Annotated in this window: 9 protein-coding genes; 4 read left to right on the forward strand and 5 right to left on the reverse strand. The window is 74.7% G+C overall.

Annotated features, from left to right (window positions below):
* Positions 1 to 43: 43 nt before the first annotated feature.
* Both ABZ951_RS27930 and ABZ951_RS27935 read right to left on the reverse strand, forming a co-directional pair.
* Positions 44 to 2,437, reverse strand: coding sequence for a DUF5682 family protein (locus tag ABZ951_RS27930; RefSeq protein ID WP_344097936.1), 2,394 nt, complete (start codon positions 2,435 to 2,437; stop codon positions 44 to 46).
* Complete coding sequence (locus tag ABZ951_RS27935) at positions 2,434 to 3,534, reverse strand: AAA family ATPase (RefSeq protein ID WP_344097937.1); 1,101 nt, start codon at positions 3,532 to 3,534, stop codon at positions 2,434 to 2,436. The genes ABZ951_RS27930 and ABZ951_RS27935 overlap by 4 nt, the downstream gene beginning before the upstream one ends.
* A gap of 128 nt (positions 3,535 to 3,662) precedes the next feature.
* Between ABZ951_RS27935 and ABZ951_RS27940 the strand changes: the two genes are divergently transcribed.
* Entirely contained in the window at positions 3,663 to 5,027 is a 1,365-nt protein-coding gene (locus ABZ951_RS27940; RefSeq protein ID WP_361280968.1) for an SWIM zinc finger family protein, read from the forward strand.
* 46 nt (positions 5,028 to 5,073) lie between these two features.
* Complete coding sequence (locus ABZ951_RS27945) at positions 5,074 to 6,666, forward strand: DUF5691 domain-containing protein (protein WP_361280970.1); 1,593 nt, start codon at positions 5,074 to 5,076, stop codon at positions 6,664 to 6,666.
* Positions 6,667 to 6,740: 74 nt separating this feature from the next.
* Here the strand turns inward: ABZ951_RS27945 and ABZ951_RS27950 are convergent, their stop codons facing one another.
* Positions 6,741 to 7,154 (reverse strand): cobalamin B12-binding domain-containing protein, encoded by a 414-nt coding sequence (locus ABZ951_RS27950; RefSeq protein WP_344095243.1) that lies wholly within the window; start codon positions 7,152 to 7,154, stop codon positions 6,741 to 6,743.
* Positions 7,155 to 7,524: 370 nt separating this feature from the next.
* Here ABZ951_RS27950 and ABZ951_RS27955 point away from each other — a divergent pair, with 370 nt between their 5' ends.
* Entirely contained in the window at positions 7,525 to 8,385 is an 861-nt protein-coding gene (locus tag ABZ951_RS27955) for an alpha/beta fold hydrolase (protein ID WP_344095245.1), read from the forward strand.
* Positions 8,386 to 8,593: 208 nt separating this feature from the next.
* Positions 8,594 to 10,177: a peptidoglycan DD-metalloendopeptidase family protein gene (locus tag ABZ951_RS27960; RefSeq protein WP_344095247.1), complete on the forward strand. Its 1,584-nt coding sequence runs from the start codon at positions 8,594 to 8,596 to the stop codon at positions 10,175 to 10,177.
* A 131-nt stretch (positions 10,178 to 10,308) separates the two neighbouring features.
* Here ABZ951_RS27960 and pcrA read toward each other — a convergent pair whose 3' ends face one another.
* Together pcrA and ABZ951_RS27970 are read right to left on the reverse strand one after the other, a co-directional pair.
* Positions 10,309 to 12,768: a DNA helicase PcrA gene (gene pcrA, locus ABZ951_RS27965; protein ID WP_344095249.1), complete on the reverse strand. Its 2,460-nt coding sequence runs from the start codon at positions 12,766 to 12,768 to the stop codon at positions 10,309 to 10,311.
* On the reverse strand, positions 12,752 to 12,941 hold a 190-nt coding region (locus ABZ951_RS27970; protein ID WP_361280973.1), incomplete at its 5' end, for a hypothetical protein. The genes ABZ951_RS27970 and pcrA, both read right to left, overlap by 17 nt.

Here is a 12,941-nt window from a genome sequence, read left to right on the forward strand (position 1 = left end):
GAACCCGGCTCCACTCCGGGCTGCGCCGCTGCCTGTGCTGCCGTCATGCCACTCCCCCCGCCGATGCGGCACCACAGCCCGCGAGAGCCGGAGCGGCGGCGCCGGTAACGCCCTCGCCAGCGCCCTCGCCGGCACCGGCGTCCAGGCCCAGCAGCAGCCGTACCGTCGGCAGGGCCGCCGCCGCGCGTTGCTCGTCGAGCCCCGGGCCGAAGCCACGCGCTCCCTCTCCCCCGGGCCCCGCCCGGCCCGTGTCCGGGCGCCCTCGGCGGATCACCTCGCCCAGGGTCCGGCGCACCCCCGCGTCGTAGGCGGAGAACGTGCGGCGCAGCAGCGGCAGGACGGTCGTGAACGCGGCGGCCGGGACCCCGGTGAGCCAGTCGTCGACGAGGGTGAGCAGCCGGTCGTCGTGGACGAGCAGCATGCCGCCGGAGCCGCCACTGCCGAGGAAGCCCTCGATCCAGGCGGCCGCCTCGGCCGGCTCGGTGCCCGTGGAGAGGGCGAGACCCATGAGGCGGGCGGCCTCCTCTTCGGGCAGCAGGCCGTCGTCGAGCAGCAGCCGCGCCGCTCGGCCGCGTATGCCGCCGGGGAGGCGCTCCCGCCCGGCCAGCCTGCGCAGCGTCCCCGCCCAGCGCTCGCGCAGGCCGGGCGGCGCCGCTTCCGCCAGCAGGGCGACCGCCTGGTGGACGGCGTCCAGGTGGCCCCGCATGTCCTCGGCGGCGTCCGTGTCGAGGCCCGCGCAGGCGGCGGGGAGGCCGACGAAGACGCGCTCGGCGAGCCCGGCGGCCACGTCGGCGAGGGCGGTGGTGTCGGTGCGGCGGACGTCGCCGTAGCGCACCGAGCGGACGAGGGCGGGGAGGGCCGTGGCGAGGTGGGCGACGTCGGTGTCGAGCGCGGCCCGGTCGGCGAGGGCGCGCAACACCGTGGGGAGGGCGCCGGGCAGCTCGGCGAGGAGGCAGCGCTCGGCGAGCGAAGTGACACCGGCGAGGTCCGTGGCGCGGGCGGCGAGGGACTCGGCCTTCGCCTCGGCCGCCGCCGGCACGGTCGTGCCCCACACGCCGGCCTCGGCGACCCGTACGGACAGCTCGGGCTCCCAGCACAGGCGCCAGGTTTCCCGGAAGGTGCCGAGCCCTCCGCGGCCCCGCACCGGCTCGCCCCAGGCGACGTCGAGGAGCCGCAGCCGGTGCAGGAGCCTGCTGCGGGCGGCGTCGGTGTCCTTGCGCAGGTCGAGATCCCAGTCCCGCTCCAGTGCCTCGGGTTTGAGGCGCAGGCTGCGCTGGAGGCGGGTGAGGTCGCGCTGGAGCGGGGTGGCGGGTGCGGAGTCGGGCACCTCGCCCAGGTCGTGGCCGACGACGAGGCGGTCCCGCACGAGCGCGAGGGGGACGTCCGAGCCGTCACACATCACCGCCCGGACCGCGTCGGTGGTCTCGGCGAGCCCGGCGAGCGGGCGGCCGCGCACGGCGGCGAGGGTGTCGGCGAGCCGTACGGCCTCGATGACGTGGGCGGAGGAGACGGGGAAGTCCTCCTCACGGAGCAGGCGGGCGACCTTGGTCAGCCATCGCTCGACGGGTCGGTCGGGGACCTGGAAGAGATGGCCGTACCAGCCGGGCGAGTCGATCCCGGCGCCGTAACCGCTGTGGCGGGCGAGGCGCCGGTGGGTCCAGGGCACCCAGCTGAGCTCGGCCTTGACCTTGGGCAGCCCCTTCAGCGCCTGCCGGTCCGCGGCGACCGTCCGCTTCTCTTCCAGCGCGGGGACGTGCCAGGCGCCGCAGACAACGGCGATCGCGTCGCCGAACTCACGCCGTGCCGCGCGCAGTTTCAGGCGCATGTGGGCCTCGCGGGCGGTGTCCCGGGCGTCGTCCGCCGCCCGGCCGAAGGCGCGGCGCAGCTCGCCCATGGCCTCGGCGAGGGCCTGGAAGGGCGCGAGGGCGCCGTCCGCCGGCAGGGTGCTGTGGCGGTGCTCGACGGCGTCCTCCCACCAGCGCTCGGGGTCGTCGTACCCGGCGGTCGCGGCGAGGACGGCCAGGGGGTCGACGGGCGGTGCGGCCTTCGCGTCCGGCTCCTCGTCCGCCCCGGGCTCGGATCCGCCGATCCGTCCGGGCAGGGCGAGGGAGTTGGCGGCGGGCAGGTCGATGAAGCGCACCGGGACGCCGTGGGACCGGGCCCACCGGATCGCGGTCCACTCCGGGGAGAAGGCGGCGAGGGGCCAGAACGCGGCCCGGCCGGGGTCGTCGGTGGCGTGGGCGAGGAGGGCTACGGGCGGCCGCATGCCCTCGTCGGCGGCGAGGTGGACGATCGCGTCGGCTTCCGGGGGCCCTTCGATCAGCACGGCGTCCGGCCGGAGCTGCTCCAGCGCCGCCCGGACGGCCCGCGCGGAGCCCGGGCCGTGGTGGCGGACGCCGAGCAGCGCCGGGCCGGGGCCGCCCGTGGCCCCGCTCATGCGGAGACCTCCCGGCAGGCGCGGTAGAAGTCCTTCCAGCCGTCCCGCTCGCGGACGACCGCCTCCAGGTATTCCTGCCAGACGAGCCCGTCGGCGGCGGGGTCGCGGACGACGGCGCCCAGGATTCCGGCGGCCACGTCGCCCGCGCGCAGCACGCCGTCGCCGAAGTGCGCGGCGAGGGCGAGGCCGCCGGTGACGACGGAGATGGCCTCGGCGGTGGAGAGCGTGCCCGAGGGCGACTTGAGCTTGGTGCGGCCGTCGGCGGTGACCCCGTCGCGCAACTCGCGGAAGACGGTGACGACGCGCCGGATCTCGTCGATGCCCTCGGGGGCCGCGGGCAGGTCCAGGGCTCGGCCGAGCTGGTCGACCCGGCGGGAGACGATGTCGACCTCGGCGTCGGCGGTGGCGGGCAGGGGCAGCACGACGGTGTTGAAGCGGCGGCGCAGGGCGCTGGAGAGCTCGTTGACCCCGCGGTCCCGGTCGTTGGCCGTGGCGATGAGGTTGAACCCGCGGACGGCCTGCACCTCCTGCCCCAGCTCGGGAATGGGCAGGGTCTTCTCGGACAGGACGGTGATGAGCGTGTCCTGCACCTCGGCGGGGATGCGCGTCAGCTCCTCGACCCGCGCCGTCGCGCCGGTGGCCATGGCCCGCATGACGGGGCTGGGCACGAGCGCCTCGCGACTGGGGCCGTCGGCGAGGAGCCTGGCGTAGTTCCAGCCGTAGCGGACGGCCTCCTCCGGGGTGCCGGCCGTGCCCTGGACGAGGAGGGTGGAGTCGCCGCTGACCGCGGCGGCCAGGTGTTCGGACACCCACGTCTTGGCGGTGCCGGGCACGCCGAGGAGCAGCAGGGCGCGGTCGGTGGCCAGGGTGGTGACGGCGACTTCGACGGTGCGGCGCGGGCCCACGTACTTCGGGGTGATCACGGTGCCGTCGGGCAGGGTGCCCCCGAGGAGATAGGTGGCGACGGCCCACGGCGAGAGCCGCCAACGCGCGGGCCTGGGGCGGTCGTCGGCCGCGGCGAGGGCGCGGAGCTCGTCGGCGAAGGCTTCCTCCGCGTGCGGTCGCAGGGCTTCGGGCTGGATTCCGGGCACGGTCACAAGTCCCCCTCGTCGTGCGGTTCCGGGCTACGTGGACCACCCTGCACCACCCCACTGACAATCGGCCCGGGCCTGGGGAATGCGCAGGTCAGCGCGATTGTCAGTGGGGGGCCGTAGCGTTTCGTGGCATGAATCGGCAGGGGGAACGCTGGACGGCGGAACAGGTGCTCGCACTGGCTCCTGACGCCGCGTCATGCAGGGCGGGCGGCGCGCTCGCGGCGCCCGGGCCCTGGTCGGGCACGGGGTGGGGGTCGGGCGCGGTGTGGGGCGAGTGCGCGGGCAGCGGCAGCAGGCCGTACCGGACGGTAGCGGATCTCTCCGGGGGTGAGGGGCCGGTCTTCCACTGCTCCTGCCCGAGCCGCAAGTTCCCGTGCAAGCATGCCTTGGGGCTGCTGTTGCTCTGGTCGGCGGGCGGGGAGGCCGTGCCCGCCGCGGAGAGCGAGCCGCCCGCCTGGGCGGCGCAGTGGCGGGAGCGGCGCCGGGAGCGCACGGAGCAGGCGGGGGCCGGGCCGGCCGCGGCTGGCGGCCGGGCCCCGGCGGATCCGGAGGCGGCGCGCCGCCGTGCGGAGCGCCGGGCCCGGCGGATCTCCACGGGGGTCACGGAGTTGGAGCAGCGGCTCGCCGATCTGGTGCGGGGCGGTCTCGCGTCCGCCGAGGGGGCGGCGTACGCGCAGTGGGACGAGACGGCGGCCCGCATGGTCGACGCGCAGGCCCCCGGTCTCGCCTCGCGCGTGCGGGAGTTGGCGTCCGCGCCGGGATCCGGCGCGGACCGCGCCTCCCGTCTGCTGGAGGAGTGCGCCCTGCTGCACACGCTCAGCCAGGGCTGGCTGCGCCGGGACCGGCTGCCGGATCCGCTGGCCGCCACGGTGCGGTCGCGGGTCGGCGTCACCGCGGACACGGCGGCGCTGCTGGCGTCCGTCCCGCCCGTCCGCGACCACTGGCTGGTCCTGGCCCAGCAGGACGGTGACGACGGGCGGCTGGTCACCCGGCGGATCTGGCTCCACGGCCGGCGCACGGGCCGGGCGGCGCTGCTCCTGTCGTACGGGGCGGGCGGCCGGGCGCCGGAGCTGTCCCTGCCCGTCGGCCTCTCGCTGGACGCCGACCTCGTCTATCACCCGTCGGCGCGTCCGCTGCGGGCCGTCCTCGGCACCCGGCACGCGGAGCCCGGCCCCAGCCCCGCGCCCCCGGCGGGCGGCGATGCGGAGGCGGCGCTCCGGGCCTACGGGGAGGCGCTGCGGGACGACCCCTGGCTGGAGGCGTGGCCGGTGGTCCTCCGATCGGTCATACCGGTCCCCGATCCGGAAGGGGGCTGGCAATTGGCCGACGCGGACGGCGAGTCGGCGCTTCCGGTCGACCCCCGCCACCGCGACCGGGCGGGCCTGTGGCAGCTCGCGGCCGTATCGGGCGGCGCTCCGGTCACGGTGTTCGGCGAGTGCGGCCACCGGGGCTTCACCCCGCTGGCCACCTGGGCGCCGGAGCTGGTCGCCCTCTGAGCGGGCGCCCCGCCGTCACCGCACACCCTCAGGAAAGGGCACGCGCATGAACCACACGTGGGACGACCTCGTTTCCGCCGCTCTGCTCGGCACCGAGCGCCGCACACCGCCCGTGCGTCCGGGACCGGGGCAGGACACCGCCACGGCCCTGCTGGACGCCGCCGCGCTGCACACCGTGCGGCGGCGTGCCGGGCTGCGGCCGGCACCGGCGCGCCCACGGCCCGCACCCGCCCCCGGGGACGCCCGGCCGGTGCTGCCGCCCGCCGCCCGGCAGCGGCTGGCGCTGCTGCTCGCCGGCCGGTCGGGGCCCGGCGGCGGCGGGCGCCGGGGCGCCGCCCCCGACCTCACGGAGCTCCTGCCCCAGTGGCTGGCCGCCGCCAACCGGCACGGCTACCAGGCGCCCCCGGCCCTGCTGCCCGCCCTGCTCGACGCGGCCCGGGCCCGTACCGACCTGCGGGCGGAGGCGCTCGCTCTGGGCGGCCCCCGGGCCCGGTGGCTGGCCGGGCTCAACCCGCGGTGGAAGTACGCGCTGCGCGCCGGGGGGCCCGACGGCACGGTCCACGGGGGCGGTGCGGCGGGCGACCCGGCGGGCCGGCGCGTCTGGGAGGAGGGGCTGTTCGCCGAGCGGGTCGCGCTCCTGACGTCCCTGCGGCGCCGCGATCCGGCGGCGGCGCGGGAGCTGCTCGGTACGACGTGGGCGTCCGAGCGGGCCGAGGACCGGCTGATGTTCCTCGACTCCCTCCGCGAGGAACTCTCCCCCGGCGACGAGCCGTTCCTGGAGCGGGCCCTGTCCGACCGCAGCCGCACCGTCCGCTCCACCGCGGCCGAGCTGCTCTCGGCACTGCCCGGCTCCGCGCTCGCCGCCAGGATGGCCGGGCGGGCCCGCAGCTGCGTCGCCCTGGACCGCACGGGCGGCGGCCCGCGGATCGCCGTGGAGGCGCCGCACGAGTGCGACAAGGACATGCAGCGGGACGGCGTCGTCGCCCAGCCGCCGTCCGGGCGCGGGGAGCGGTCGTGGTGGCTGGGCCAAGTGGTGGAGGCGGCGCCGCTCGACACCTGGAGCGAGCGGTTCGACGGCCGGAGCGCGGCCGGCATCGTGGCCCTGCCCGTCGCCGACGGCTGGCAGCCGGAGCTGCACGCTGCCTGGTGCCGGGCCGCGATCCGGCAGCGGGACGCCGCGTGGTCCCGCGCGCTGCTGGGCCCGGCGACGGCACCGCCCGCGGCGGAGGGCTCCTCGTGGCGGGATCCGGCGAAGCTGCTGTCCGCGCTGGAGCCGGGGGAACGGGCCCGCTGGGTGGCGGAGTTCGTCTCCGCGCACGGGCTGTCGGAGGCGTTCCGACTGCTCGGGGCCTGCGAGGTGCCGTGGTCGGAGCCCCTGGGCCGGGCCGTGGTCGACGCCTTGGACATCGCCCGTGACGCGGGCAGCTACCCCTGGAGCTTCAGCGGGGTGATGGGCCTGGCCGAGCGCTGTCTGGACCCGGCCGAGGCCGACCGGCTGGAGGTGCTCACCGCGATACCCGAGGAGCCGGAGGACGGCTCGGGCTCCCCCGGCGCCGTCGCCTACTGGTCGGAGGCGTTCCAGCGCCTCGTCGGCACCCTGCGGCTGCGCGCCACGATGCAGGCGGAGCTCGCGGGCTGAGCCGCCCCTTGGCCCTCCGGCCCCTCCGGCCCCTCCGGCCCCTCCGGCTTTGCCGGCCGGGCCCGGGCCCCGGCTCAGGCCCCCGTGGGCTGCCGGACGTTGGCGTTGACCCACTCCACGATGGACGCGGTCGTGGCGCCCGGCGTGAAGATCTCGGCGACGCCCAGCTCCTTGAGCGGGGCGATGTCGGCCTCGGGGATGATGCCGCCGCCGAAGACCTTGATGTCCTCCGCGTCGCGCTCCCGCAGCAGCTCGATCACCTTCGCGAAGAGGGTGTTGTGCGCGCCGGAGAGGATGGACAGGCCGATCGCGTCGGCGTCCTCCTGGATGGCGGTGTCCACGATTTGTTCCGGGGTCTGGTGGAGGCCGGTGTAGATGACCTCCATGCCGGCGTCCCGCAGCGCCCGCGCGATGACCTTCGCGCCCCGGTCGTGGCCGTCGAGCCCGGGCTTGGCCACCACCACACGAATCGGACCGGTCACTCCCATCACTGCCTCCCTGATGCGGCTGCCGGCGACCGGCCGCGCGGTTCCCCCGCGCCCGGGGCGCGGGGACGTGACAGCACGCTATCGCCCCGGATCCCGCGCCCGGCCGTTTCGCGGCGGAGAGCGAGGGGGAAATCACACATGGGACAACACGTTCGCTGCGCACCGCCCTCTCCTTCCGCGACTCACGGGCCGTCCGGCCCCCCGAGGCACGGGAGCAGCGGGCCACGGGCGTCGCGAGGGGAGCCGCGGCGAGGTCGCCGCAGCGCCGCGCCGGCAGCCGCCCGGTGTCGCGGCGCGGCCGCCCGCCCGGCTGCCCATGAGTGCGCACGGGGGACAGAGCCGCCTTCCGTGTGCCGTTCGGAGGTCGGCCATGGTGGCCCTGCCCTTTCTCACCCTTCTCTCCGCCCTGCTGCGCCCCTCGGCCGCCTTCGTGCGGTCCACGGTGCTGGAGCTGGCGATCCTCACCGGTCACGTATTGCTTTACCCGACCGGTGTGATCCAGGAGCGCCGCCCGCCGCCCCTCCCCGTCCCCGGCCCCGTCGCGGGCCCCGGCGACACGCCCGGGGCGGCATCGGGGGGCGAATCGGTACACGGGGCGCACCCGCCCGTTCTCCTCCTGCACGGTTTTATCGACAACCGTTCGGTTTTCGTCCTGCTGCGCCGCTCTCTGATCCGGCACGGCTGGAGCCGGGTGGAATCGCTGAATTACTCCCTTCTGACGTGCGACGTGCGGGCCGCGGCCGCGCTGCTCGGTCGGCGCGTGGAGGAGATCTGCGCGCGGACGGGCGCCGAGCGGATCGATGTGGTGGGGCACAGCCTCGGGGGCCTGATCGCGCGCTATTACGTCCAGCGGCTCGGAGGTGACGCCCGGGTCCGGACGCTGGTCACGCTGGGCACGCCGCACGGCGGGACCCGGGTCGTCCCGCTGATGTCCGCTCATCCGCTGGTGAGGCAGATGCGGCCCCGGTCGGACGTGGTCGAGGAGTTGGCCCGCCCCGCACCACACTGCGGCACGCGGTTCATCAGCTTCTGGAGCGATCTGGACCACTGGATGGTGCCCGTGGAGACAGCGAGGATCGAGCATCCCGATCTCCTCGCGCGCAACGTGCGGGTGACCGGCGTGGGCCATCTCGCGCTGCCGGTGCACGGGACGGTCGCAGCGGGCATCCGGCAGGCGCTGAGCGCCGAGGAAGCGCCGGCCGGGGCATCGGGAGCCGCATCGGTCGCCTGACCGGTATCCACCGTTCCGTTTGTTTTTGCTCGACAAAATCCGAACAATCTTCGAACGTCAAATCGGTTTCCCCGGGTTCAGTCCACCGAAAGGCGGCTAAATGCCCGGGCCGCGCCGGTCCGAAACGTGACGAAGATTGTCGGCATCCCATACCGCCGGGTACAGTCGCCGCTAATTCTCCTGCTCCCGAGGCGAAAGAGAAGTGGTGGTGAACGACCGTCACCCGTCGGCGGGCCCGAGCCCGACCGGTCCCGCTCAGGATCTCTCCTACGGGCACTACACGTCATACGAGGAGCAGAGCGCCTACCAGGGCCATCCCGGGTACGACGGCACCGACACCGGCCAGTGGAATGCCACGGGTTGGGGACACTCCCCGGACGCGTCCTGGGGCGGAGACACCTCCGGCCAGTGGGGCATCACCGGCCAGACCCAGACCTGGGACTTCACCGGTTACGACGCCGGGCAGCCCCCCGCCGAGACCGGCCAGTGGGACACCTCCGGCCAGTGGGACGTCTCGGGCCAGTGGAACACCGCGGAGCAGAGCGCCACGGGACAGTGGGACGCCTCCGGCCAGTGGGACACGTCCGGCCAGTGGGACGCCAACTCCTGGAACGCGACCGGCGCCTACGACACCGCCACGGCGCACCAGGAACAGCCCGGGCAGTCCGGGCACTCCGAGCAGTGGACAGCCCAGGCCCCCGATCAGACCTGGGACACCGCCGGCACCGGCGAGTACCGGAACTGGGACACCTCCGGGCAGTGGGAAGACCTCAGCGGTCAGCAGACGCAGACCTGGGACACCAGCGCGTACGCGGCCGCGGAAGAGGCACCGCCCGAGGCGCAGCCCGACGCGCAGCCCACGCCGACGGTCATGGTCGACCTCTCCGGCGCCGCACCGGCCCCCGTCCCCGGCGCCCGGTCCGTCGCCGATGCCGAGACCCGGACCATGTCGGTCGTCGAACCCGACGATCTTCCCGAGCCCACGGGCCCGTCCGCGGCGGACGCGCCTTCCCGCCAGGACATCCCCGGGCAGAGCCGGGGCCGCCGCAAGGGCACGCCCCCCCGGGCGGGCTACCGGCCGCGCCGCAAGGCCCTGCTGACCGTGGCCGTGCCCTCGGTCGCCGTCATGGGCGTCGCCGGGATCGCCGCCGCCTCCGTCTCCGGCGGTGGCGACAAGGGCGACGCCAAGCAGACGCAGGCGGCCTCCACCCCGGACGTCCCCGCCGTGCCCTCGATCGCCAACAGCAAGCTGGACACCCAGCTCGCCGGTCTCAGCCGGGGCGCCGACGACTTCGCCACCCGCGCCAACCGCACCCAGGAGCGCATCGACCTCAAGGCGCGGCAGGAGGAGGAGAAGAAGCGCAAGGCCGAGGAGGCCGCCCGCAAGGAGGCCGAGCGCCCGAAGTTCGCCCTGCCCGTCGCGCAGCACGGGCTGAGCGCGGCCTACGGCCAGGCCGGCGTCAACTGGATGTCGGTGCACACCGGCATCGACTTCCCGGTCGGCTACGGCACCCCCGTCATGGCCGCCACCGACGGCACGGTCCGCACGCAGTACAACGTGGCCTACGGCAACATGGCCATAGTCACCTCGCCCGACGGCACCGAGACCTGGTACTGCCACCTCAGCAGCACCAAGCTCCGCTCCGGCCAGGTCAAGGCCGGGGACGTCATCGCCTACTCGGGCAGCTCCGGCAACTCCACCGGCCCGCACCTGCACTTCGAGGTGCGGCCCGGCGGCTCGGCCGTCGACCCGGTGCCGTGGCTGCGCGGCCAGGGCCTCGACCCGACATAGGCGGGGACGGCCCCAGGAGGTGCCCCCGGGCGGGCTGATAGTGGCTGAGCCCAGCCACTATCAGCCCGTCCGGCGTTTGAGGACACCGCCGCGCAGCGGTGGTGCACCCCCCTCACGATCCGCCGGACAGGCTAAAGCTTCTCGACCGGTGCGTAGCGCAGCAGCAGCCGCTTGGGCTTCTCCTCGCCGAAGTCGACCGTCGCCTCGGCGTTGTCACCGCTGCCCTTGACGCCGACGACCGTGCCGAGCCCGAAGGAGTCGTGCGTGACGCGGTCCCCGACGGCCAGGGCCACGACGGGGCGGTCCTTGGTGCGCCGGGTGGCGAAGCCGCTCGGGCCCGCCTTGCCCGCGCCGCGGGAGGACGAGAGCCCTGAGGTGATGCCGGAGACCGCGCCCATGGAGGCCGACGGCGTCGCCGGGCCGGTGCGCCGCCACTGCACGTACTGGTCCGGGATCTCCTCCAGGAACCGCGACGGCGGGTTGTACGCGGGCTGTCCCCAGGCGCTGCGCATGCTCGCCCGGGTCAGGTACAGCCGCTCGCGCGCCCGGGTGATGCCCACGTAGGCGAGCCGGCGCTCCTCCTCCAGCTCCTTGGTCTGGCCGAGGGCGCGCATGTGCGGGAAGACGCCGTCCTCCATGCCGGTGAGGAACACGACGGGGAACTCCAGCCCCTTCGCGGTGTGCAGGGTCATCAGCGTGATGACGCCGCCGCCCTCGGTGTCCTCGTCCGGGATCTGGTCGGAGTCGGCGACCAGGGCGACCTTTTCCAGGAATTCCGCCAGCGTCCCCGGGCTCTCCTCGCCCTCGGCGGACCGCTCCTGCTCGAACTCCAGGGCCACCGCGGCGAGCTCCTGGAGGTTCTCGATGCGGGTCTCGTCCTGGGGGTCGGTGGACGCCTGGAGCTCGGCGAGGTAGCCCGTCCGCTCCAGGACCGCCTCCAGCACCGTCGCGGGGCCGGCCCCGGACTCGACGACGGTGCGCAGCTCCTCCATCAGGACGTTGAAGCGCTTGACGGCGTTCGCCGAGCGGGCCGCCATGCCGTACGCCTCGTCCACGCGCTTGAGCGCCTGCGGGAAGCTGATCTTCTCGCGCAGCGACAGAGCGTCGATCATGGCTTCCGCGCGGTCGCCGATGCCGCGCTTGGGGACGTTGAGGATGCGGCGCAGCGGCACGGTGTCCTCGGGGTTGGCGAGCACCCGCAGGTAGGCCAGGACGTCGCGGACCTCCTTGCGCTCGTAGAAGCGCACGCCGCCGACGACCTTGTAGGGCAGGCCGACGCGGATGAAGATCTCTTCGAACACACGCGACTGGGCGTTCGTCCGGTAGAAGATCGCGACGTCGCCGGCGCGGGCGTCCCCGGCGTCCGTGAGGCGGTCGATCTCGTCGGCGGTGAACTGGGCCTCGTCGTGCTCGGTGTCGGCGACGTAGCCGGTGATGGACGCGCCCGCCCCGGCCTCGGTCCACAGGTTCTTCGCGCGGCGGTTCTGGTTCCGCTCGATCACCGCGTTGGCGGCGGAGAGGATCGTCTGCGTGGAGCGGTAGTTCTGTTCGAGGAGGATGGTGGTGGCGTTCGGGTAGTCCTCTTCGAACTGGAGGATGTTGCGGATCGTCGCGCCCCGGAAGGCGTAGATCGACTGGTCGGCGTCACCGACGACGCACAGCTCCGCGGGCCCGTGCTCGGGGGTGTTCTCCGCGGTGCCGACGAGCTCGCGCACCAGGGTGTACTGGGCGTGGTTGGTGTCCTGGTACTCGTCGACGAGGACGTGGCGGAAGCGGCGCCGGTAGTGCTCGGCCACGTCCGGGAACGCCTGGAGCAGGTGCACCGTGGTCATGATGATGTCGTCGAAGTCGAGGGCGTTGGCCTCGCGGAGCCGCGACTGGTACATCGCGTACGCCTCGGCGAGCGTCTTCTCGAAACCGTCGGCGGCCTGGGCGGCGAAGTCCTCCTCGTCGATCAGCTCGTTCTTGAGGTTGGAGATTTTCGCGCTGAACGACTTCGGCGGGAACTTCTTCGGGTCGAGGTCCAGATCCCGGCAGACGAGCGCCATGAGCCGCTTGGAGTCGGCGGCGTCGTAGATCGAGAAGGAGGACGTGAAGCCCAGCTTCTTGCTCTCCCGGCGCAGGATCCGCACGCACGCGCTGTGGAACGTCATCACCCACATGGCGTGGGCGCGGGGACCCACGAGCTCCTCGACGCGCTCCTTCATCTCGCCCGCGGCCTTGTTCGTGAACGTGATCGCGAGGATCTGGCCGGGGTGGACGTGGCGCGTGCCCAGCAGGTGGGCGATGCGGTGGGTGAGCACCCGGGTCTTGCCCGAGCCGGCCCCGGCGACGATCAGCAGCGGCGAACCGTGGTGCACCACGGCGGCGCGCTGCTGGTCGTTCATGCCCTCCAGCAGGGCCGCGGGGTCGACGGCGGGGCGCGCCGCGCCGTCGCGGTAGTACGCCTCGCGGGGCACCGGGGCATCGAAAGCGCCCCCGAAGAGGTCGTGCGGCACCGGCTCGGGGGCCGCGTCCTCCGGGGGTGGCGGGTGCTCATCGCCCGAGGGGCCGAGGTCCGCCAGGAAGCTGTCGTCAAAGAGGCTGCTCATCGCCTCCCGAGTCTAGGCTGCCCCACTGACAGCCGGTCCCCCCTTCTCCGAACATCACTGCGATGGGGCGGGGCGTGTGCGGACGGCGGCCGGCCGTGATCTGGTTGCGCCGCTTCTCCGGGGCCTCGTCGACCTTGAGCTTGCGCTCGACGCGGGCGCCACCCCACTGCGCC

The sequence above is a fragment of the Streptomyces sp. NPDC046215 genome, from assembly GCF_040646215.1.
GTDB lineage: Bacteria > Actinomycetota > Actinomycetes > Streptomycetales > Streptomycetaceae > Streptomyces > Streptomyces stramineus.

What these genes read in the sequence shown, in the direction of transcription:
- ABZ951_RS27930 (WP_344097936.1), bottom strand. Translation starts at nt 2,437, where the DNA reads ATGAGCGGGGCCACGGGCGGCCCCGGCCCGGCGCTGCTCGGCGTCCGC.
- ABZ951_RS27940 (WP_361280968.1), top strand. Translation starts at nt 3,663, where the DNA reads ATGAATCGGCAGGGGGAACGCTGGACGGCGGAACAGGTGCTCGCACTG.
- ABZ951_RS27945 (WP_361280970.1), top strand. Translation starts at nt 5,074, where the DNA reads ATGAACCACACGTGGGACGACCTCGTTTCCGCCGCTCTGCTCGGCACC.
- ABZ951_RS27950 (WP_344095243.1), bottom strand. Translation starts at nt 7,154, where the DNA reads ATGGGAGTGACCGGTCCGATTCGTGTGGTGGTGGCCAAGCCCGGGCTC.
- ABZ951_RS27955 (WP_344095245.1), top strand. Translation starts at nt 7,525, where the DNA reads ATGGTGGCCCTGCCCTTTCTCACCCTTCTCTCCGCCCTGCTGCGCCCC.
- pcrA (WP_344095249.1), bottom strand. Translation starts at nt 12,768, where the DNA reads ATGAGCAGCCTCTTTGACGACAGCTTCCTGGCGGACCTCGGCCCCTCG.